Raw genomic sequence first — 20,398 nt, forward strand, 5'->3', positions numbered from 1 at the left:
ATACGGCTCCGACCTGGGCATCGACCCCCGGTGCAATATGTCACGGTCCGCGTCGCGATGTTGCGGTCGGCCCGGCGTCCACCCCGGCTAGGCTTGACCTCCGTGGCGGTTGTGGAAGGCGCATGGCGTAGGAGCATCGAGATCGGACGCCGGGCCCTGGGCTTGGACGTCCCGCCCGCCGATCACACCATCGCGGTGCTACACACCGTCGAAGCCGACGCGCCGGGGCTCGACAGCCGGGAAACCGCGCAGTTCAAGCGCATTCGGCTGCTCGGCGCCACCGGCTCGGTCCTCATGGCGATCAGCGCGCTGGGCGTCGCCGCCCAGCCGGTACTGCAGAATCCGGTCTCCGGAGTCCGGGTGATCGGCGTCTTCGCGCGCTGGCAGACGTCGTCGCTGGCGCTGTGCATGATCGGCACGGTCTTCGTGGTGATGGCGTGGCTTCTGCTGGGCCGCTTCGCGGTCGGCGGATTCGGCGGCTCGCCGGTGCACCGGCTCAGCCGCTCCCAGCTCGATCGCACCCTGCTGCTGTGGATCATCCCGCTGTCGGTCGCGCCGCCGCTGTTCTCCAACGACGTCTATTCCTATCTGGCACAGGGCGAGATCGCGGCCCGCGGCCTCGATCCGTACGCGGTCGGCCCGGCCACCGGCCTGGGCCTGCACAACGTGCTGACCTACAACGTGCCCAACATCTGGCGCGACACCCCCGCCCCGTACGGCCCGCTGTTCGTCTGGATGGGCCGCGGCATCGCGCATGTGACCGGCGACAACATCATCGTCGGCGTCTGGGCGCATCGGTTGCTGGCGCTGGCCGGGGTGGCACTCATCGTCTGGGCGCTGCCGCGGCTGTCGCGGCGCTGCGGCGTCGCGCCGGTCAGCGCACTGTGGCTGGGCGCGGCCAATCCGCTGGTGCTGTTCCATTTGGTCGGCGGCGTGCACAACGAAGCCTTGATGCTGGGCCTGATGCTGGCCGGGGTGGAGTTCTGCCTGCGCGCGCTGGCCACCGAGCACGCCCCCGGGCTGGGCGGGTTCGACCAGCGCGGCTGGCTCCTGCTGACCTCCGGCGCCGTGGTGATCACGCTGTCGTCGGCGGTGAAGATCCCCTCGATCATCGCGCTCGGATTCGTCGGCATGGCCCTGGCCCGGCGCTGGGGGCGCGGCTGGCGGCCGCTGCTGGCCGCCGCGGCGGTCCTCGGCGCGATCACCCTGGTCACCACATTGTTCGTCAGTTACACCTCCGGGCTCGGTTTCGGCTGGACCCACACCCTCAATGCCGCCAGCACCGTGCGCAGCTGGATGTCGCTCCCCACGGCGATCGGCATCATCACCGGATTCGGCGGCGTCCTGCTCGGCCTGGGCGACCACACCACTGCCCTGCTGAGCATTACCCGACCGATCGCCGCTGTCGTGGCGGCGCTGATCACCATGCGCATGCTCATCGCCACCTGGACCGGGCGATTGCAGCCGGTCGGCGCGATGGGTGTGTCGCTCGCGGCGATCGTGCTGCTGTTCCCGGTCGTACAGCCGTGGTATCTGCTGTGGGCGATCATGCCGCTCGCGGCGTGGGCGACCACTCCCGCGTTCCGGGTCCCCGCCGTGGTGTTCTCCGCAATCGTGAGCGTGATCCTGATGCCGCGCGGCGCCGATTTCGGGGTCTTCCAGATCATCGAGGCGGCGGTCGCCGTGGTCATCGTCGCGCTCGGATTCGTCGCGGCGACCCGGAACCTGCTTCCCTGGCGCAATCGGACAGGGGTGTCTGCTCCGTCACAGCCGGGCCCGGCATACGGTGTCTCCTCGTGAGCGCAGCCTCGGAACCCGCTGTCTGTATCGACGGTGTCGTGAAACGCTACGGCGACACCACCGCCGTGGACGGGGTCGCTTTCGAGGTCGGACGGGCGGAGGTGCTGGCGCTGCTGGGCCCCAACGGCGCCGGCAAGACCACCACCGTCGAAATGTGTGAGGGCTTCCTGTCCCCCGACGCCGGTTCGGTGCGGGTGCTCGGGCTCGATCCGGTCGCCGATTCCGATCGCCTGCGCCAGCGCATCGGTGTGATGCTGCAGGGCGGCGGGGCCTATCCGGGCTCGCGCGCCGGCGAGATGCTCGATCTGGTCGCCTCCTACGCCGCCGATCCGCTCGATCCGCAGTGGCTGCTCGACACCCTGGGCCTGCACGACGCCCGACGCACCCCGTATCGGCGGCTCTCCGGCGGTCAGCAGCAGCGCCTCGCGCTGGCGTGCGCGCTGGTGGGACGTCCCGAACTCGTCTTCCTCGACGAGCCCACTGCCGGAATGGACGCCCAGGCCCGGCATCTGGTGTGGGAGCTGATCGACGCACTGCGCCGCGACGGCGTCGGCATTCTGCTCACCACGCACATGATGGACGAAGCCGAACAACTCGCCGACCGGCTGGTGATCATCGACCACGGTCGCATCGTCGCCGCCGGCACCCCGGCCGAGGTCACCTCCGCCGGCGCCGAGGGGCAGCTACGTTTCAGTGCGCCGCCGAAACTCGATCTGTCGCTGCTGGAAAGCGCACTGCCGGAAGGTTTCACTCCCAGCGAGACCGCGCCCGGCTCCTATCTGCTGTGCGGCGACATCACCCCGCAGGTGCTGGCCACCGTGACCGCCTGGTGCGCACGAATCGACGTGCTGCCCACCGATATTCGCATCGACCAGCGCCGCCTGGAGGATGTGTTCCTCGAACTGACCGGACGGGAGCTGCGCGGATGACCCGGACCGCCCCTCGTTTCACCCCCGGCACCTTCAGCCCCGCGCCGCGCCCGGCTCCCCGCCTGGCCATGCTGGCCGCGCAGACCCGCATGGAGCTGATCCTGTTGCTGCGCAACGGCGAACAGCTCCTGCTGACCATGTTCATTCCGATCACGCTGCTGATCGGGCTGACCCTGCTGCCGCTGGGCTCGAGCCTCGGCGAACACCACAAGGTCGACCGGATCGTCCCGGCGGTGATGATGGTGGCGATCATGTCCACCGCGTTCACCGGCCAGGCCATCGCCGTCGGCTTCGACCGCCGCTACGGTGCGCTGAAACGCTTGGGCGCCACGGCATTACCGCGTTGGGGCATCGTCGGCGGCAAATGCGCGGCGGTGTTGATCGTGGTGGTGCTGCAATCGGTTCTGCTGGGCCTGATCGGTGTCGCGCTGGGCTGGCGGCCCGCGATCGGCGGGCTGGCGCTGGGCGCGCTCGTCATCGCGCTCGGCACGGCCACCTTCGTCGCGATGGGACTGCTGCTGGGCGGCACCCTCAAGGCCGAGATCGTGCTCGCGCTGGCGAACATCCTGTGGTTCGTGATGCTGGGGGTGGCGAGCCTGGTCTTCGCCTCGGACAACCTCCCGCACGCGGTGACGCTGATCGCGCGACTAATCCCATCGGGGGCGCTGGCCGAAGCGCTGGATCAGGCGCTGCACACCAGTGTGGACTGGTACGGCATCGCGGTGCTCGTGGTGTGGGGCGTGGTGACAGGCTGGCTGGCGACGCGCTGGTTCCGCTTCGACTGAACGACCGCGATGCCGACTCGGATGTGACGGCAACGACACAACGTAGTAGCCCCCGTGCGGGCGCGGATCCGGCTGCGTCTACCATCGTTTCGTGCTGTCACGCGCGTTTGTGCGACTCGTCGACTTTCTGCCGCTGCCCTCCCTGCGGGTGCAGCGCATCTTCGCGTTGGCGGTGATCCTGTCCCAGGCGGGCATCTCGGTGACCGGCGCGATCGTGCGCGTCACCTCCTCCGGCCTCGGCTGTCCGACCTGGCCGCAATGCTTCCCCGGCAGTTTCACCCCCACCGCCCACGCCGAAGTTCCCGCGATCCACCAGGCGGTGGAATTCTCCAACCGAATGCTCACCTTCGCGGTGACGCTGTGCGCGGCACTGATCGTGCTCGCCGTGGTCCGGGCGCGGCGGCGGCGCGAGGTCGTGATCTACGCCTGGCTGATGCCCGGCGGCACTGTCCTGCAGGCCGTGATCGGCGGGATCACCGTGCGCAGCGGGCTGCTGTGGTGGACGGTGTCGGTCCATCTGCTGGCCTCGATGCTGATGGTGTGGCTGGCGACGCTGCTGTTCGCCAAGGTCGGCGAACCCGACGACGCGGTCGACGTGGTCCAGGTCCCGGCGCCGCTGCGCTGGCTGACCGCGCTGAGCGCGGTCGCGATGACCGGCACCCTCATCGCCGGCACCCTGGTGACCGGCGCGGGACCCCACGCCGGTGACAAGAGCACCGAGCGGCCGGTGGCACGCCTGCAGATCGAGATCGTCACCCTGGTGCACGCCCACGCCGAATTGCTCGTGGCGTATCTGGCGTTACTGGTCGGCCTCGGCTTCGGACTGGCCGCGGTGGGTATGACCCGCGCGATCCGGGTGCGGCTGATCGTGGTGATCGCCACGGTCTGCGCCCAGGCTCTGCTGGGCATCGTCCAATACTTCACGCACGTTCCCGCGGCGCTGGTGGTCTTCCACGTCGGCGGAGCTACCGCGTGCATCGTCGCGACGGCCGCGTTGTGGGCCTCGATGCGCACCCGCGAGCAGGTCACCGCGCCCGTCCCCGAAGCAGCCACCCGCGCCGCCTGATGCGGGCCCCGCATACTCGGCGCTGACGGTTACGCCGGTTTCCGTCCGAGTGCGTCCCAGTCCCGGATCGCGGCACAGCTGCGGCGCGCCATGGCGGCGAACATGTCGTCCCCGCGCGGCGTGGCAGCCCCGTAGGCGGCGCCGAACACCGCGACCAGCGGGCCCTGCACCAGCGCGAACCCGTAATCCTGGCGGCACTGCTCCAGCGTGTAATCGGTGACACCATAGGAACACAAGGCGCGCCAATAGGTTTCGACGATCGAGTCCTCGTGGGCGCGGCGGATCTCAGGTTCCAGGGCGGTGGCGACGAAGTAGGACAGATCGCGCGCGGGCAATCCGAGGCCGAGGGTCTGCCAGTCGACCGCCCAGACCTCGATCTCGTCGCTCTCGATCTCGTCGCTGTCGCCGGAGAACATCAGATTGTCCAGGCGGTAGTCGCCGTGGACGGGCGCGAAGCGCTCGGGGGCGGCCAGCAGCCAGTCGGCGATGCCGGGAACGCAGGCGCGCAACGTCTCGTGATCGGCCGGTGAGAGCCGCTCCCCCAGCCGGTCGATGAAGATTTCCGTTGCGGGACCGTACAATTCGGCCAGAGCTTGCGCCTCGGCGTCACCGTTGAAGGTCAATCCCTCGATCGCGGGCAGCCCGGGATCGCACCACCGCGGGCCGTGCAATCCGGCGAGATTACCTACCGCCGCACGCGCCTGGGCCACCGTACATCCGGTCACCTGATCGCCTTGGCGCGCCGGGGTGAGATCGTCGAGCAAGAGGGTGAATTCCGCGCCGTCCCTGTCGAATTCGGCGTAATGACAGGCGGGCACGCGAACGGATACGGTGGGCGCGATCTCACGGTAGAAGCGGATTTCCTGCCGATAGGCGCCCGCGACCATGGCACGCGCGGCGGGGTCGGCGGCCGGCAGTTTCGCGATCAACCGCCGCGGCGCGCCCTCGCCGCTGATCTCCAGCCGGAATACCGAGCCCATCTGACCGGTACCCACCGGCGTCGCGATCACCTCGTGCACCGGCGTCGACAGCACCGCACTCAGCCACTGCGGGGTGATCTCGCCGGCGCCGGCCACGATCTTCGCGGTTGCCGTCATTGCGCACTCCCTTCACCCGGACAACAGGCCGGACATGTGTCCGGGACAGTAACACGGACATACCTCCCGGACACCGGAAAGCGAGATCCCGGCAGCCCTGAGCGGCATCGACCCGCATCCAGGCGTCCCCCGCCCCGGCAGCCATAATTCATGTATGCCGACCTACGCCTACCGCTGCCGGGAATGCACGGAATCGTTCGAACTGACCCGGCCGATGAGCGAATCCGGCGACCCGGCGGTCTGCCCGGGTGGCCACCGCGACACCGTCAAACTGCTCACCACGGTCGCCCTGACCGGCAAGGCCGCGGGATCGCCCGCACCGTCCGGCGGCGGTTGCTGCGGTGGCGGCTGCTGCGGCTGATCGCGATCAGACGCGGTCGGCGATCAGCGCGCGTCCCAATCCGTAGGCGCGGGACTGCCGAGCGGGCACGTCGAGTCGGCGCGCCGCCTCGATCAGCTCGACGTCCGCGGTGACGGTGAGCCCGTAACGCGTTGTCAGCGCGGCGATTTCCGCGGGCGACCACGCCGACACGTGCGGTTCGTCGGCGAGCGGGTCCCGGGCGCCGGCCAGTTTGCTGTAGAGACGCATACCGGCACGACCGAGTGCGGCGAAGCGGTTCGGGGTGGGATAGGTCGCGATCAATCGGCTGCCGTTCGCGCTGCGCGCGGCGACGACGGCCAGTGTCGATTCGACCTGCGGCTGTGTGAGATACGGCAGGACGCCCTCCCACACCCATGTGGTCGTCGCGTCCGCGCGATGGCCCGCCTCGGCCAGGCGCGCCCCCAGGTCGTCGCGGCCGAATTCCACCGGCACATAGGTCAGCGACTTCGCGACCGGAACCAGCGCACCTACCCGTTCGCGCTTGTCCCGTTGCGAGGCAGGATGATCCACCTCGAAGACATCGGCTGCGGGTTCGCCGGTCCGCCAGGCCCGTCCGTCGAGTCCGGCGCCGAGCAGTACCAGCTGCGCCGCCGACGCCTCACGGATCGCCTCGTCGATGACCACGGTGCGGGTGGCCAGCACGGCGGCCGTGGCCGTGAGCATCTCGAATTCGAGCCGCTCCCGCCAGCCGCCGGGTGGCCGCGATGCTCGCGCGCGCTGCACCGCCGCGCGTTCGTCGTCTTGAAGCAGTTGCGCCGCAATGGGATCCGAGAATTGCCCGACCGCCAGTCGCCCGTCGGCCACGGCCCGGCCCTGACAGACCAGGACCGCGGTCCGGCTCGCCGCTTTATCCGTCACCCGGTCGATTATGGTCGCGCGTTGCTCAAGCGGTGGCGTGCGGTCCGATCCAGTACGCGACCCGCCGGTCGACTCCCCCGGTGGCGAGCTGGCTCGCCAGCCAGGAATTGACCATCACCGCGGCCGGGACGTCGTTCTTCGGCAGCAGGAACACCTTGCCGAAGGAGTCGAAGGGCGTTTCCGGGTGCAGTACCCGCAGCTCGGGATGCTGCCGCACGCGATAGCGGCCCTCCACCGAATCGGTGACGAAGACATCTGCGCGACCGGCGACGATCTGGTCGAAAATGGTGACGTTGTCCGGCCACACGGTCAGCTGCGCGTGCGGGAAATGCGTGCGGGCGAATTGTTCGTTGGTGCCGCCGCGGTTGACGATCACCCGCACCTGCGGCTGATCGATCTGCTCGATCGTCGCGTACTTCCCGGCGTCGTCGGCACGCACGATCGGGGTCTTGCCGTCGGTGCCGTAGCTCAGCGAGAAGTCGGCATAGGCGCGCCGGGCCGCGGCGTCGGAAATTCCGCCGACCGCGAGATCACAAGCGCGCGCGGCGAAATCGCTGCCCATCGACGCCCAGGTCGTCGGCACGAACCGCACCTGGCGCCCCAGCAGCGGTGCCATGTCGCGGACCAGGTCGATGTCGATGCCGCGGTAGCCGCCGTGGCCGTCGGTCACCGAATAGGGCGGATAATCGCCGGTGGTGCAGACCCGCACGGTCGCGGGGTCCTCGGCTCGCGCCGGTACGACCATCGTCAGGACCGCGGCCGCACCGGCCGTCGCGGCGGCGATCATCCGATGCCGCAGAGCCATCTCAGTTCTCGTTGCGCGCCTTCGGGAACCGGGTCTGACGGGCGACCCAGCCGGCCATCCGCGCCCAGTGCCCCTTCGCGGGCGTGGCGGCCGAGCTCAGATCGCGATCCCAGTGCTCGGTTTCGGCGAGGCCGTCAACGGCCTCGACCACGGCCTTGGCGGTGGCCAGATCCGCGACGACTCGATCGCCGAGCACACCGTCGGCGCCGACGAGGGTGATGCGGACCCCGATGCGACCGATCGGCTGCAGCACGGCGGTACCCGAACCACCGTGGGCGGCGACGAACTTCTTGACCGACTCGACGACGGTGGACGACGGCGCGACCGGGGCCGCGGTGGCGGTTTCGCTCATGGCGTGGAGTTTACCGTCCGGTAGGGCCCACCCGACCGCCCTACCGGTGTTCTCAGCACTCGGGGGTGTAGAACTGAAAGCCATGCGCGCCATTCAGGTCAGCGAACACGGTGGTCCCGAAGTGCTCGTCGCGACCGAGGTCGACGACCCTGTCATCGGGCCGAATCAGCTGCTCGTCGATACCGAGGCGGCCGGTGTCAATTTCATCGACACCTACATCCGCACCGGCACCTATCCGCAGGCGGTTCCCTACATTCCGGGTTCCGAGGGCACGGGCGTGGTCGCCGAGGTCGGTTCCGAGGTGACCGAATTCACCGTCGGTGATCGGGTCGCGTGGGCGGCGGCGCCGGGTAGCTACGCGGAGAAGGTTGCCGTGGACGCCGCGGTGGCGGTGGCCGTCCCCGACGGGGTTCCGGCGGCGGCGGCGGCCTCGGCACTGCTGCAGGGAATGACCGCGCACTACCTGATCGAATCGGTGTACAAGCCGCAGCCCGGGGAGACGATCCTGGTTCACGCCGGCGCCGGCGGCGTCGGACTCCTGCTGACCCAGCTGGCCGCCGCCCGCGATATCCGCGTGATCACCACGGTGTCCACCGACGCGAAGGAAGAATTGTCCCGCGAGGCGGGCGCCGCGCATGTGCTGCGCTACGGCGACGACCTCGCCCAGCGGGTGCGCGACCTCACCGACGGGATCGGCGTGGCGGCGGTCTACGACGGGGTGGGCGCGGCGACGTTCGAGGCGAGCCTGGCGGCCTTGCGCATCCGCGGCATGCTGGCGTTGTTCGGCGCCGCCAGCGGTCAGGTGCCGCCGTTCGATCTGCAGCGGCTCAATCCGGCCGGTTCGCTGTTCGTCACCCGCCCGACGCTCGCCCACTACACCCGCGATCGTGACGAATTGACTTGGCGCGCAGGCGATGTCCTGAACGCCGTCGCCGCCGGGACGCTGCGGGTGCGGGTCGGCGCCGAATACCCGCTGACCGAGGCAGCGCAGGCGCATCGCGACCTGCAGGCGCGCAAGACCACCGGGTCGATCGTGCTGGTGCCCTGAGCGGTCAGTAGTCGCGGCCGGTGAGTCCCCGCTAGACGAACCGGGTCAGCCCGGCCACCGCCTGCTCGTCGTCGAGGGCGAGCACGCCCTCCTCCACCGCCTCCAGCGCCGCGCGATGCGTCCGACCGCCGGGCTCACCGCGGGCGACCGGGCGCCGGACGCCCCGCTGCGGAGCGGTGACGGTAGTGCGCTGCGCCTGTTCGGCCTGTTCCGGGGTCCGCACGCGACCCGCCTGACGTTCGGAGCACCGGCCGAAATCTCGGAAGACACCGGGGTGCGGGCGTATTCGATCGTCGCGCCCGGCCATCGGCCCGAACCCGGGCAGTTGATCGCGGTCGACGGCCCCGCCTTCACCGATTACGCGGCCACCGCGGGCACGCAGGTGCTGGTGCGCCCGGACGGATACCTCGCCTGGCATCGGCAGGGGTGACCCGCCGACGACCCGGGCGCACCGATGGTGGATGATCTGTGCTGCCGCCCAAGCCGATTCGCCCGCTTCGCCGTACCGTCGTACGGTGGTCGGGCGGTCGCTCGGGGCGGCCGGCAGAACAGGCATCGGTCAGGGGTTGATCCAGATGTTGGTGAAGGTTCGCAACGACGACCCGTCGCGGCTGTCCAATTCCGAACGGACGGTGGCGAACTGGCTGAAGACCTGGACCGGCGCACACGCGTTACCCGGTATCGCGGTCGTCGCGGCCGGTGCCGCCGACGCGATCGTGTGGACGCCCAAGACCTGCGTGGTCGTCGTGATCAAGGACTTCACCGAACGGGCGAGCGGCACCCTCACCGTCTCCGGGTACCGGCCCTGGACCATCGGCGACCGCATCGCGCCGCTGTCGGGAACCGAGGCCGGAACCGAACCGATGACCGAGATCCGAGCCCGCACCGGCGAGATCGCCGAACTGTTGCGCGGCGCGCCCGGCCGGGAGCGGGTCGGGGTGACCGGCATGGTGCTGGTGATGCCGCAATTGAGCAGCCGGGTCGCCCTGGAGCAGGGTGACCTGCCCGACGGGATCGATGTGGTGCTCGGCGACGGCCCCGCGGCCTTGCGCAACTACTTCACCCGGATCACCGCGGACGCACCCGACACCTGGAATGCGGCGCAGGTCGGCCAGGCGCTGGCCGCGCTCGGATTCGCCGCGGCGGCAAGCCATTCCGATCTCACCGCGGAGGGCTTTCCCGCCCGGCTGGAGCGCACTCCCCCGCCGCCGAATCCCGTGCCGTCTCGCGGTCCCAAACCGCCGGCGGGGGCGCCGCTTCCCGGGACGGGTCCGGTCGGTGTCCCGGCCGCCGCCTCCGCAGCGCCGGTGTCGCCGGGCGGTGCCCCGGTATCGATGGCGCGCCCGAATCCGGCGGCGCAACCCGCGCCCGGCACCGTCCCTCAGCCGGTCGCCGCCTCGGGTTTCGGACCCGGCGGTCCCGCGCAGACGGGTCCCGCGCCGGCCTACGGCCAGAATCAGCAACCGTATTCGGTGCCCTTCGATCCGCGCCCGCCCGCGGCCCCGCCGCGACGCAAGCGCAACCGCGGCCTGGTGCCGCTGGTCCTGCTGGGCGTTCTGGTCGTGGTGCTGGCGTTGGCCGCCATGTGCACCGCCGGCGGCGGTTCCGGCTCCGGCCCCAGCCACGCCCCCGCCTCCGGTCGCACCACCACGACGACCACCTCGCCCTACACCCCCGCACCGGAACGCACGGTGCCGCCCTCGACGCCCGGGCACGCGTGCTATCCGTTCCAGCCCGGCTGCCCCTGAGAAGGGGACGGACGGTTATCTGCCGCTACGGCGACGGGATGATGCAGGCGACGGGATGGCGGTTCGGCCCCTGGCCGTACGGGCCGTGACCGCGTACAGCCCGAACGTCGGCGAGACGCGCCGAAGTGGCTGTTCACGGGCGCGGACCGGCGCCCGGGACGATCTCAGCCGAACAGCGTCGAGCCGATGGTGTGCCAGCCGAGAACCGAGTCCACGGCCAGACCGCAGAACACCACGGCGAGGTAGTTGTTGGACTGCAGGAACAGCCGCAGCGGCTTGACCGACGCGCCGCGCCGCACGCCGGAGTACAGCTGATGCGCCATCAGCAGGAACCAGGCGCCCGCGACGATCGCGACCGCCGCGTACACGACACCCGTCGCCGGAATCAGCGCCAGGGTCGCGAGCACGGTCAGCCAGGTGTAGATGACGATCTGCCTGGTGACCACGCGCTCGGTCGCCACCACCGGCAGCATCGGCACACCGGCCGCGCGATAGTCGTCCTTGTAGCGCATCGCCAGCGCCCAGGTGTGCGGCGGCGTCCAGAAGAAGATGACGGCGAACAGCGCGACCGCGGGCCAGCCGATGGTACCGGTGACCGCCGACCAGCCGACCAGTGCGGGCATACAGCCCGCGGCGCCGCCCCACACCACGTTCTGCGAGGTCCGGCGCTTGAGGCCGAGGGTGTAGACGAAGACGTAGAACAGGATCGTCGCGACCACGAGCAGGCCGGAGAGCAGATTGGCCTGCCACCACAGCCAGGCGAACGAGCCCGCGCCGAGAGCGACACCGAACACGAACGCGTTGCGGGTCGGCACCGCCTCGCGCGCCAGCGGACGCTTCGACGTGCGCTTCATGACCTTGTCGATATCGGCGTCGGCGACGCAGTTCAGGGTGTTGGCACTGGCCGCGCCCATCCAGCCGCCGAACAGGGTGGCCACGATCAACCGGATGTCGACATGGCCGCGGTCGGCCAGCAGCATCGTCGGGATGGTGGCCACCAGCAGCAGCTCGATGACCCGCGGCTTGGTCAGCGCGATGTAGGCGAGCACCCGGCGGGTCAGCTTCGACAGCGGGCCGCTGCCCTGGACACGGTCGGCGAGCGCCGTCGCGGAGGAGCCATGCGCATCACCCGGCTGTTGCCCAATCCGCACTGTCTCTCCTCGCAGGTGGTGCATCGATCCGGTAGGGAAGCAACGGTTTCGGCGGCGTGGCGGGCCTCCCGCGCGCAGCCGTTTCCGCTGTCACCGCAGAGCGCGGCGCGGGCGGCGCAGCCTCTACTACAGACGATGGTAGACCCCCGCGTGTTGTGCTCCGGCACCCACCCGCCGCGAAACCGCCCGTGCCGCAGGCGATCGGCCCCGGCCGGTCCGGACGCGAGGGCCACGTCACATATCCGCCGTCGGCCGCTGTGCGGAATCGCTTCGGTCCGGCACGTCGGCGGCTGTCATCATTCACCGTAACCCCGCGCACCTGCACGGGGTGCGGGCCAAGGGTTCCCCACTCACGGCGATCAGGCGACCTCTAGGGTGGTGGGTACAGCCCGCAAGCCGCCGTTGTACACACACGAGAAGGTCAGGAGAACCTCGGTCGTGTCAGTCACAGACGACATCCGCGCACTCACCCAGCCCGCACATCCGGCCGACTGGACCGAACTGGACACCAGAGCAGTCGACACCGTCCGTGTCCTGGCCGCCGACGCGGTGCAGGCCGCCGGCAACGGCCACCCCGGCACCGCGATGAGCCTGGCGCCGCTGGCCTACACCCTCTACCAGCGGGTCCTGCGCTACGACCCGAGCGATCCGGACTGGACCGGCCGCGACCGGTTCATCCTCTCGTGCGGGCATTCCAGCCTGACCCAGTACATCCAGCTGTACCTGTCGGGACTGGGCCTGGAACTCGACGACCTGAAGCACCTGCGCAAGTGGGGTTCGCTGACCCCGGGCCACCCGGAGTTCCGCCACACCAGGGGCGTGGAGATCACCACCGGCCCGCTCGGCCAGGGCCTGGCCTCGGCGGTCGGCATGGCGATGGCGGCCCGCCGCGAGCGCGGTCTCTACGACCCGTCCGCCGCGACCGGCGCCAGCCCGTTCGACCACTTCGTCTACGTCATCGCCTCCGACGGCGATATCGAAGAGGGCGTCACCTCGGAGGCCTCCTCGCTGGCCGGCACCCAGCAGCTGGGCAATCTGATCGTCTTCTACGACGACAACCGGATCTCCATCGAGGACGACACCTCCATCGCGCTGACCGAGGACACCGCCGAGCGCTACCGCGCCTACGGCTGGCACGTGCAGGTCGTCGAGGGCGGTGAGAACGTCACCGGCATCCTGGAGGCGATCGAGGCCGCCAAGGCCGTCACGGACAAGCCGTCGTTCATCCTGCTGCGCACGATCATCGGCTATCCGGCACCGAACAAGATGAACACCGGCGCCGCGCACGGCGCCGCGCTGGGCGCCGACGAGGTGGCCGCCACCAAGGAGATCCTCGGCTTCGATCCGGGCCAGAGCTTCGTCGTCGACGACGAGGTCATCGCCCACACCCGCGGCAACGCCGCCGAACGCGCCAAGGCCGCCCGCGCCGTCTGGCAGGAGCAGTTCGACGCGTGGGCGCAGAACAACCCGGAGAACAAGGAGCTGTTCGATCGGCTGCGCGAGCGCCGGCTGCCGAAGGGCTGGACCGAGGGACTGCCCTCGTTCGAGCCCGACGCCAAGGGCATGGCCACCCGCAAGGCCTCGGGCAAGGTGCTGGCCGCGCTGGCGCCGGTGCTGCCGGAGCTGTGGGGCGGTTCGGCCGACCTCGCCGAATCGAACAACACCACCATGCCGGGCGTACCGAGCTTCGGCCCGGCGTCGATCTCCACCGGTATGTGGAAGGCCGAGCCCTACGGCCGCACGCTGCACTTCGGTGTGCGCGAGCACGCAATGGGTTCGATCCTCAACGGCATCGCCCTGCACGGCCCGACCCGGCCCTACGGTGGCACCTTCCTGGTGTTCTCCGACTACATGCGCCCGGCGGTCCGGCTGGCCGCGCTCATGCGGGTGCCGGCCATCTACGTGTGGACCCACGACTCCATCGGCCTGGGTGAGGACGGCCCCACCCACCAGCCGATCGAGCATCTCGCCGCGCTGCGTGCCATCCCCGGCCTGAACGTGGTCCGCCCCGGCGACGCCAACGAGACCGTGTACGCGTGGCGCACCATCCTCGAGCTCGAAAGTGCCGAGCAGCATTCGCATTTCGTGCCCGCCGACCACCCGCACACCGACGGCCCGTCGGCGCTGGCGCTGACTCGCCAGGACGTGCCCACCCTGGAGGGCACCAGCTACGAGGGCGTCTCCCGCGGCGGATACATCCTGGCCGAATCCTCCACCGGCACACCGCAGGTGATCCTGATCGCCACCGGTTCCGAACTTCAGCTCGCCGCCGCCGCGCGCACTACGCTGGAGGAGCAGGGCATCGGCACCCGGGTGGTGTCCATGCCGTGCGTGGAATGGTTCGACGCGCAGGAACAGTCCTACCGCGACGAGGTGCTGCCCCCGCAGATCACCGCCCGCGTCACGGTCGAGGCCGGTATCGCGATGCCGTGGCACCGCTTCACCGGCAGCGACGGTGAGAACGTCTCGATCGAGCACTTCGGTGCCTCGGCCGACTTCAAGACCCTGTTCCGCGAATTCGGCATCACCGCCGAAGCCGTCGTCGACGCCGCGAAGCGCTCACTCGACAAGGTGAAGGGATAACCAATGGCACAGAACGAGAATCTCGCCGCACTGTCCGGAGCAGGCGTGTCGGTGTGGCTCGACGATCTGTCACGCAACCGGATCCGCTCGGGCAATCTCGCCGAACTCGTCGCCACCCGCAGCATCGTCGGCGTGACCACCAACCCGACCATCTTCCAGGTCGCGCTGAGCGAGGGCCACGCCTACGACGACCAGGTCAAGGAACTGGCCGCCCAGGGCGCCGATGCCGACGCCGCCATCCGCACGATCACCACCGACGACGTTCGCTCGGCCTGCGACGTGCTGGCCGAGGTCTTCGAATCGACCGGCGGCGTGGACGGCCGGATCTCGATCGAGGTGGACCCCCGGCTGGCCTTCGACACCGACAAGACCGTCGCGCAGGCGGTCGAGCTGTGGAAGATCGTCGACCGGCCGAATCTGTTCATCAAGATTCCGGCCACCGAGGAGGGCCTGCCCGCGATCACGCGCGTCATCGCCGAAGGGATCAGCGTCAACGTCACGCTGATCTTCTCGGTGCAGCGCTACCTCAGCGTGATGGGCGCCTATCTGGACGGCCTGCGCAAAGCACGCATCGCCGGCCACGACCTGGCCCGCATCCATTCGGTCGCGTCGTTCTTCGTCTCCCGCGTGGACACCGAGATCGACAAGCGGCTCGAGCAGATCGGTTCCGACGAGGCGCTGGCGTTGCGCGGTAAGGCCGGAATCGCCAACGCGCGCCTGGCCTACGCCGCCTACCAGGACGTGTTCGACGGGGGTAACCACACCTCGACGTATTCGCACCTGGCCTCCTCCGGCGGTAACCGGCAGCGGCCGCTGTGGGCGTCCACGGGTGTGAAGAACCCGGACTACCCCGACACCATGTACATCACCGAACTGGTGGCGCCCAATACGGTCAACACGCTGCCGGAGAAGACCCTCGAGGCGTTCGCCGACCACGGCGAGCTGCGTGGGGACACGATGTCGGGCACGGCAGCCGACGCGCAGGGCGTGTTCGACGCCCTGACCGGCGTGGGAATCGACCTCGACGACGTGTTCGCCGTCCTCGAGCGCGAAGGTGTGGAGAAGTTCGAGAAGTCGTGGGACGAGCTGCTCACCGCGACCACCGCCGAGTTGAAGAGCACCGGAAGCAACTGACCGCGATGGCCGGCCAGAAGAAGACGGCCGCCCCGGGGAATCCGCTGCGCGAGGAGCGCGACAAGCGGCTTCCCCGGATCGCCGGCCCGTGCAGCATGGTGATCTTCGGGGTGACAGGTGACCTGTCACGCAAGAAACTGATGCCGGCCATCTACGACCTCGCGAACCGGGGGCTGCTGCCACCCGGTTTCGCGCTGGTCGGGTTCGCCCGGCGCGACTACGCCGACGAGGATTTCGCTCAGGTCGTCCTCCAGGCGGTCAAGGAGCACGCCCGCACCCCGTTCCGGCAGGAGGTGTGGGATCAGCTGTCGGAAGGTATCCGCTTCGTGCAGGGCACCTTCGACGACGACGCCGCCTTCGGCACGCTCGCGCAGACGCTGAAGAAGCTCGACGCCGAACGCGGTACCGGCGGCAACCACGCCTTCTACCTGTCGATTCCGCCGAACGCGTTTCCCGTTGTGCTGGAACAGCTTTCGCGGACGGGGTTGGCGAAGGCCTCGGAGGCGGCTCCGGGCAAACCGCAGTCGTGGCGGCGGGTGGTGATCGAGAAGCCCTTCGGGCACGACCTGAAGAGCGCCCAGGAACTCAATGCCCTGGTCAACCGGGTGTTCCCCGAGGAGACGGTTTTCCGTATCGACCACTACCTCGGCAAGGAGACGGTGCAGAATCTGCTGGCGCTGCGGTTCGCGAACGAACTGTTCGAACCGATCTGGAACGCCAACTTCGTCGACCACGTGCAGATCACAATGGCCGAGGACATCGGATTGGGCGGGCGCGCAGGCTATTACGACGGCATCGGCGCCGCCCGCGACGTGATCCAGAACCATCTGCTGCAACTGCTGGCGTTGACGGCGATGGAGGATCCGGTCAACTTCCAGCCGCGGCAGCTGCAGATCGAGAAGATCAAGGTGCTCTCGGCGACGAAACTGGTCGAACCGCTCGAGGAGACCACCGCGCGCGGTCAGTACGCGGCCGGCTGGCAGGGCAGCGAACGCGTCGTAGGCCTGCTCGAGGAGGAGGGTTTCGATCCGCATTCGCGCACCGAGACCTACGCCGCGATCACGCTGAACGTCGACACCCGCCGCTGGGCGGGCGTGCCGTTCTATCTGCGCACCGGAAAACGCCTGGGGCGCAGGGTCACCGAGATCGCGGTCATGTTCAAGCGGGCCCCGCATCTGCCCTTCGATCAGACCATGACCGAGGAACTGGGCCAGAACGCGCTCGTCATCCGGGTGCAGCCGGACGAGGGCATCACCATGCGGTTCGGGTCGAAAGTGCCCGGATCCAGCATGGAAGTCCGCGACGTCAACATGGATTTCAGCTACGGCGAATCGTTCACCGAATCCTCACCCGAGGCCTACGAGCGGCTCATCCTGGATGTGCTGCTGGGCGAGCCGTCGCTGTTCCCGGTCAACGAGGAGGTCGAATTGGCATGGCGCATCCTCGATCCCGTGCTCGATCACTGGGCCGAGGGCGGTAAGCCCGAGTCCTACGAGTCCGGCACCTGGGGGCCGGCCTCGGCCGACGAGATGCTCGCCCGCACCGGGCGCGAATGGCGGCGGCCATGATCGTGGACATGCCCGACACCAGTACCCGCGACGTGACCAAACGCCTGGTCAGCCTGCGGGAGTCCAACGGCGTGATCGCCATGGGCCGAGTGCTGACGCTGGTGGTGTGCACGCTGGATTCCTCGGAGGCCGAGGACGCCATCGACGCCGCCAACGACGCCAGCCGCGAGCACCCCTGTCGCGTGATCGTGCTCGCCCGCGGCGACCGGTTCTCCGACACCAAACTCGACGCCCAGATCCGGGTCGGCGGCGATGCCGGGGCGGCCGAGGTGATAGTGCTGCGGCTGCAGGGCGAGCTGGTCAACAACGAGAGCAGCGTCGTCATCCCGTTCCTGCTGCCGGATACTCCGGTGGTGGCGTGGTGGCCGCGTGGCGCGCCGGAGTTCCCGTCGCGGGATTCGGTGGGGCGCTTGGCCATTCGCCGCATCACCGATTCCACCTACGCTCCCGATCCGCGCGCGGCGATCACCCGGCGGCTGGATTCCTACGCCCCCGGCGACACCGATCTCGCGTGGAGCCGGATCACGTTCTGGCGGGCGCTGCTGGCCTCCGCGCTCGACGTGCCGCCGTACGAGCCGATCGAATCGGTGACCGTGTCGGGTTTGGCGGAGGAACCCGCGCTCGACATCCTGGCGGGGTGGCTGGCGGCCAAACTGGACTGCCCGATCCGCCGGCAGACCGGGGAGTTGAAGGTCGTGCTGCACCGGGCGTCGATCTCGGTCGGGATCGAACGCCCGCAGACGGGCCGCACCGCGACCCTGACGCGCACCGGTGAGCCGGATCAGCGATTCGCACTCGCCCGTCGCGAGACCAAGGACTGCCTGGCGGAGGAACTGCGGCGGCTGGACGCCGACGAGGTCTACGCCGAGGCACTGGCCGGAATCGGGAAGGTGATCTATGAGTAAGCCGGACATCGAGGTCTTCGCCGGGCACGACGAGCTGGTGACGGCGGCAGCCGTGCGGTTCGTGCAGGTGGTCACCAGGGCTCAGGCCGAACGTGGTTCGGCGTCGGTGGTTCTCACCGGCGGCGGCACCGGCATCGACCTGCTGAAGAAGGTCCGCCAGGCGCCCGGGGCCATCGATTTCGCGCGCCTGGACGTGTTCTGGGGCGACGAGCGGTTCGTCCCCGCGGGCGACGCCGAGCGCAACGAGTTGCAGGCGCGCGAAGCGTTGCTGGATCACGTGCCGGTCGACTCGGCGCGGGTGCATCCGGTCGCGACCTCCGACGGGGAGTATCCGGATCCGGTCGAGGCCGCCGCGGAGTACTCGGCGGCGGTGCACGCGCATCTGGCCGAGCACGGCGCATTCGATCTGCATCTGCTCGGCATGGGTGGCGATGCGCATGTGAACTCGCTGTTCCCGCATTCCGCGGCCGTGGCGGAGGAGCACGAACTCGTTCTCGCCGTGACCGATTCGCCGAAGCCACCGCCGGTGCGCGTCACCCTGACCCTGCCCGCGGTCGCGCGCGCCCGGCACGTGGTCCTGGTGGTCGGCGGCGAGGGCAAGGCCGATGCGGTGGCCCAGGCGGTGGGCGGCGCGTCCGCGCTGGAGATCCCGGCGGCCGGGGCGCACGGCAGTGAAACCACGACCTGGATGCTGGACGAGGCCGCGGCGGCCAAACTGCCCTGAGCCGGGCACTATCCCAGCTAGTCGTCGTCCGTCTGCGCCCACGCGGCGACAGGCAGGCTCAGATACACACCGACGAGGTGGCCCGCGGGCAGGATGCGGGCCACCTCGTCGCGGATGTGGGCCGCACGGCGGTCCCGATCGGCGGCGCGGTCCTCGAACCACTTCGACTTCACTTCGATCAGCACATCGATGTCGAACCGGTCGCCCGGCTCGGCGGATCGGCAGCGCACCAGGACGTCACCGGGTTGCAGGCAGCCGTCGTAAGGTTCCGCCGCACACGCCACCGCCACCGAGACGATATGCGGCAGTTCCTCGACGAGCCGACGCTTCGACTCGTCGGACACACGGGGCGAGCAGGTGATGTCGATGAGGGGCACGCGGCCAGCATGCCAGAGCCCATCGGCGATGCGCCCGCCCGTTACCGCAGCACGGAGTCGCGCTGCGGGTCGCTCGCGACCAGGTCGGCGAGGTGACGCAGGAGGAAGTCGTTCACCGCGCCGGTCCGCTCGAGTTGAACGAGATGTCCTGCGCCCGGGACCTTTTCGACCGCGCGCAGATCCGGTACGTGCGCGCGCAGCACCGCCAGCGGGTCGCGGCCGCTGAAACCTTCCATATCCGGGTCGTTCTCGCCGTAGAGGAAGCAGGTCGGCACCGTCACCGTCGTGGGCAGGCCTTCGGTCAGTTCCCAGTTGCGGTCCAGCGCCCGGTACCAGGTCAGCCCGCCGGTGAAGCCGGTTCGTTCGAATTCGGCTGCGAGGGTGTCGAATTCGGATTCCGGCAACCACGACCAGGGCAGTGCGGGCGCCTGCGGCAGTGCGTCGAGGTAACCGATGCCGGGCGGGTTCTTCCACGTGTCGAGGTAGTGGAACTCGCCACTGAGGGCGTAGTACACGCGGGCCAGGAATTCGCGTGGGCGCGCGGCGAGTTCGGCGTCGGCGACACCGGGCTCCTGGAAATACGACAGGTGCAGGAAATGGCGCTGCGCGGCGCGCGTCCAGAACTCCGACGGCGCCTTCGGTGGCCGGGGCGCGTACGGATTGTTCAGCACCATGATCGCCTCGACCCGCTCCGGCGCCCGCAATGCCAGCTCCCACACCAGCTGGGCGCCGAAGTCCAGGCCGACGAAAACCGCTCGCTCGGCGCCGATCTCGTCGAGCAGTCCGAGCAGATCGCCGATCACGGCCCGGTTCGTGGTCTCCTCCACCCCGCCGGGCGCCTCGGTGCGGCCGTACCCACGCAGATCCGGGGCGATGGCGTGATATCCGGCCGCCGCCAGCGCCGGCAGCTGCCGATGCCACACGTACCAGCCGTGCGGAAATCCGTGGCAGAAGATCACCGGATACCCGCGGCCCTGTTCGGCGATATGCAGCCGAATCCCGTTGGTCTCCACGAACCGATGTGTCGGCCCCACTGCGCCTCCCAGGTACTAGAACACGTTCTCGTTTCACGGTAGTGTCCCGGAG

General features: G+C 69.5%; 21 protein-coding genes. 13 read left to right on the top strand and 8 right to left on the bottom strand.

What is annotated here, in order from left to right:
* Positions 1 to 102: 102 nt before the first annotated feature.
* The 4 genes from mptB (at position 103) to C8258_RS01455 (ending at position 4,580) form a co-directional block, all read left to right on the top strand.
* Complete coding sequence (gene mptB, locus C8258_RS01440; protein ID WP_106953995.1) at positions 103 to 1,800, top strand: polyprenol phosphomannose-dependent alpha 1,6 mannosyltransferase MptB; 1,698 nt, start codon at positions 103 to 105, stop codon at positions 1,798 to 1,800.
* Positions 1,797 to 2,729, top strand: coding sequence for an ABC transporter ATP-binding protein (locus C8258_RS01445; RefSeq protein ID WP_106953512.1), 933 nt, complete (start codon positions 1,797 to 1,799; stop codon positions 2,727 to 2,729). The genes mptB and C8258_RS01445 overlap by 4 nt, the downstream gene beginning before the upstream one ends.
* Entirely contained in the window at positions 2,726 to 3,514 is a 789-nt protein-coding gene (locus tag C8258_RS01450) for an ABC transporter permease (RefSeq protein ID WP_036502496.1), read from the top strand. The genes C8258_RS01445 and C8258_RS01450 overlap by 4 nt, the downstream gene beginning before the upstream one ends.
* Positions 3,515 to 3,605: 91 nt before the next feature.
* Positions 3,606 to 4,580, top strand: a complete 975-nt coding sequence (locus C8258_RS01455; protein ID WP_106953513.1) for a heme A synthase — start codon at positions 3,606 to 3,608, stop codon at positions 4,578 to 4,580.
* 29 nt (positions 4,581 to 4,609) lie between these two features.
* Here C8258_RS01455 and C8258_RS01460 read toward each other — a convergent pair whose 3' ends face one another.
* The gene (locus C8258_RS01460) at positions 4,610 to 5,677 is read right to left on the bottom strand and encodes a phosphotransferase (protein WP_106953514.1); all 1,068 of its coding nucleotides are present in this window, start codon (positions 5,675 to 5,677) and stop codon (positions 4,610 to 4,612) included.
* Between the two features lie 154 nt (positions 5,678 to 5,831).
* Here C8258_RS01460 and C8258_RS01465 point away from each other — a divergent pair, with 154 nt between their 5' ends.
* The gene (locus C8258_RS01465; RefSeq protein WP_106953515.1) at positions 5,832 to 6,038 is read left to right on the top strand and encodes a zinc ribbon domain-containing protein; all 207 of its coding nucleotides are present in this window, start codon (positions 5,832 to 5,834) and stop codon (positions 6,036 to 6,038) included.
* A 6-nt stretch (positions 6,039 to 6,044) separates the two neighbouring features.
* On the opposite strand, the gene C8258_RS01470 is transcribed toward C8258_RS01465, so the two are convergent.
* The 3 genes from C8258_RS01470 to C8258_RS01480 are packed head-to-tail and all read right to left on the bottom strand — an operon-like array spanning position 6,045 to position 8,074.
* Positions 6,045 to 6,917, bottom strand: a complete 873-nt coding sequence (locus C8258_RS01470) for a class I SAM-dependent methyltransferase (protein ID WP_106953516.1) — start codon at positions 6,915 to 6,917, stop codon at positions 6,045 to 6,047.
* Between the two features lie 25 nt (positions 6,918 to 6,942).
* Positions 6,943 to 7,722 (bottom strand): transporter substrate-binding domain-containing protein, encoded by a 780-nt coding sequence (locus C8258_RS01475; protein WP_106953517.1) that lies wholly within the window; start codon positions 7,720 to 7,722, stop codon positions 6,943 to 6,945.
* Position 7,723: 1 nt separating this feature from the next.
* The gene (locus tag C8258_RS01480; protein WP_106953518.1) at positions 7,724 to 8,074 is read right to left on the bottom strand and encodes a hypothetical protein; all 351 of its coding nucleotides are present in this window, start codon (positions 8,072 to 8,074) and stop codon (positions 7,724 to 7,726) included.
* Positions 8,075 to 8,156: 82 nt separating this feature from the next.
* Between C8258_RS01480 and C8258_RS01485 the strand changes: the two genes are divergently transcribed.
* Positions 8,157 to 9,122, top strand: a complete 966-nt coding sequence (locus C8258_RS01485) for a quinone oxidoreductase (protein ID WP_106953519.1) — start codon at positions 8,157 to 8,159, stop codon at positions 9,120 to 9,122.
* A 31-nt stretch (positions 9,123 to 9,153) separates the two neighbouring features.
* On the opposite strand, the gene C8258_RS32450 is transcribed toward C8258_RS01485, so the two are convergent.
* Entirely contained in the window at positions 9,154 to 9,345 is a 192-nt protein-coding gene (locus C8258_RS32450; RefSeq protein ID WP_158271192.1) for a hypothetical protein, read from the bottom strand.
* Here C8258_RS32450 and C8258_RS32455 point away from each other — a divergent pair.
* Together C8258_RS32455 and C8258_RS01495 are read left to right on the top strand one after the other, a co-directional pair.
* A complete protein-coding gene (locus C8258_RS32455; protein WP_369974700.1) occupies positions 9,319 to 9,552 on the top strand; it encodes a hypothetical protein in 234 nt (77 codons plus the stop codon). The genes C8258_RS32450 and C8258_RS32455 overlap by 27 nt on opposite strands.
* A gap of 145 nt (positions 9,553 to 9,697) precedes the next feature.
* Positions 9,698 to 10,870: a hypothetical protein gene (locus C8258_RS01495; RefSeq protein ID WP_106953521.1), complete on the top strand. Its 1,173-nt coding sequence runs from the start codon at positions 9,698 to 9,700 to the stop codon at positions 10,868 to 10,870.
* A 164-nt stretch (positions 10,871 to 11,034) separates the two neighbouring features.
* On the opposite strand, the gene C8258_RS01500 is transcribed toward C8258_RS01495, so the two are convergent.
* Positions 11,035 to 12,021 carry a heme o synthase gene (locus tag C8258_RS01500; RefSeq protein ID WP_199195540.1) on the bottom strand — a complete coding sequence of 329 codons (987 nt, stop codon included), beginning with the start codon at positions 12,019 to 12,021 and terminating at the stop codon, positions 11,035 to 11,037.
* Positions 12,022 to 12,459: 438 nt separating this feature from the next.
* On the opposite strand from C8258_RS01500, the gene tkt reads away from it, so the two are divergent.
* Genes tkt through pgl form a run of 5 tightly spaced genes read left to right on the top strand, consistent with a single transcriptional unit; the run spans position 12,460 to position 18,935 of the window.
* Positions 12,460 to 14,604, top strand: coding sequence for a transketolase (tkt, locus tag C8258_RS01505; RefSeq protein ID WP_106953523.1), 2,145 nt, complete (start codon positions 12,460 to 12,462; stop codon positions 14,602 to 14,604).
* 3 nt (positions 14,605 to 14,607) lie between these two features.
* Positions 14,608 to 15,738, top strand: coding sequence for a transaldolase (tal, locus tag C8258_RS01510; RefSeq protein WP_106953524.1), 1,131 nt, complete (start codon positions 14,608 to 14,610; stop codon positions 15,736 to 15,738).
* 5 nt (positions 15,739 to 15,743) lie between these two features.
* Positions 15,744 to 17,306, top strand: a complete 1,563-nt coding sequence (zwf, locus tag C8258_RS01515; protein WP_106953525.1) for a glucose-6-phosphate dehydrogenase — start codon at positions 15,744 to 15,746, stop codon at positions 17,304 to 17,306.
* A complete protein-coding gene (gene opcA, locus C8258_RS01520) occupies positions 17,303 to 18,211 on the top strand; it encodes a glucose-6-phosphate dehydrogenase assembly protein OpcA (protein ID WP_199195541.1) in 909 nt (302 codons plus the stop codon). The genes zwf and opcA overlap by 4 nt, the downstream gene beginning before the upstream one ends.
* Entirely contained in the window at positions 18,204 to 18,935 is a 732-nt protein-coding gene (gene pgl / locus C8258_RS01525) for a 6-phosphogluconolactonase (RefSeq protein WP_106953527.1), read from the top strand. Before opcA ends, pgl begins: the two co-directional genes overlap by 8 nt.
* Before the next feature lie 17 nt (positions 18,936 to 18,952).
* On the opposite strand, the gene C8258_RS01530 is transcribed toward pgl, so the two are convergent.
* Positions 18,953 to 19,312 (bottom strand): hypothetical protein, encoded by a 360-nt coding sequence (locus C8258_RS01530; RefSeq protein ID WP_106953528.1) that lies wholly within the window; start codon positions 19,310 to 19,312, stop codon positions 18,953 to 18,955.
* Positions 19,313 to 19,353: 41 nt separating this feature from the next.
* Positions 19,354 to 20,346: an alpha/beta fold hydrolase gene (locus C8258_RS01535; protein ID WP_106953529.1), complete on the bottom strand. Its 993-nt coding sequence runs from the start codon at positions 20,344 to 20,346 to the stop codon at positions 19,354 to 19,356.
* Positions 20,347 to 20,398 lie beyond the last annotated feature (52 nt).

Origin of the sequence: Nocardia sp. MDA0666 (assembly GCF_003023875.1) — a bacterium.
GTDB classification, from domain to species: domain Bacteria; phylum Actinomycetota; class Actinomycetes; order Mycobacteriales; family Mycobacteriaceae; genus Nocardia; species Nocardia aobensis.

What these genes read in the sequence shown, in the direction of transcription:
- C8258_RS01450 (WP_036502496.1), top strand. Translation starts at nt 2,726, where the DNA reads ATGACCCGGACCGCCCCTCGTTTCACCCCCGGCACCTTCAGCCCCGCG.
- C8258_RS01460 (WP_106953514.1), bottom strand. Translation starts at nt 5,677, where the DNA reads ATGACGGCAACCGCGAAGATCGTGGCCGGCGCCGGCGAGATCACCCCG.
- C8258_RS01465 (WP_106953515.1), top strand. Translation starts at nt 5,832, where the DNA reads ATGCCGACCTACGCCTACCGCTGCCGGGAATGCACGGAATCGTTCGAA.
- C8258_RS01475 (WP_106953517.1), bottom strand. Translation starts at nt 7,722, where the DNA reads ATGGCTCTGCGGCATCGGATGATCGCCGCCGCGACGGCCGGTGCGGCC.
- C8258_RS01480 (WP_106953518.1), bottom strand. Translation starts at nt 8,074, where the DNA reads ATGAGCGAAACCGCCACCGCGGCCCCGGTCGCGCCGTCGTCCACCGTC.
- C8258_RS01485 (WP_106953519.1), top strand. Translation starts at nt 8,157, where the DNA reads ATGCGCGCCATTCAGGTCAGCGAACACGGTGGTCCCGAAGTGCTCGTC.
- C8258_RS01495 (WP_106953521.1), top strand. Translation starts at nt 9,698, where the DNA reads ATGTTGGTGAAGGTTCGCAACGACGACCCGTCGCGGCTGTCCAATTCC.
- tal (WP_106953524.1), top strand. Translation starts at nt 14,608, where the DNA reads ATGGCACAGAACGAGAATCTCGCCGCACTGTCCGGAGCAGGCGTGTCG.
- zwf (WP_106953525.1), top strand. Translation starts at nt 15,744, where the DNA reads ATGGCCGGCCAGAAGAAGACGGCCGCCCCGGGGAATCCGCTGCGCGAG.
- opcA (WP_199195541.1), top strand. Translation starts at nt 17,303, where the DNA reads ATGATCGTGGACATGCCCGACACCAGTACCCGCGACGTGACCAAACGC.
- pgl (WP_106953527.1), top strand. Translation starts at nt 18,204, where the DNA reads ATGAGTAAGCCGGACATCGAGGTCTTCGCCGGGCACGACGAGCTGGTG.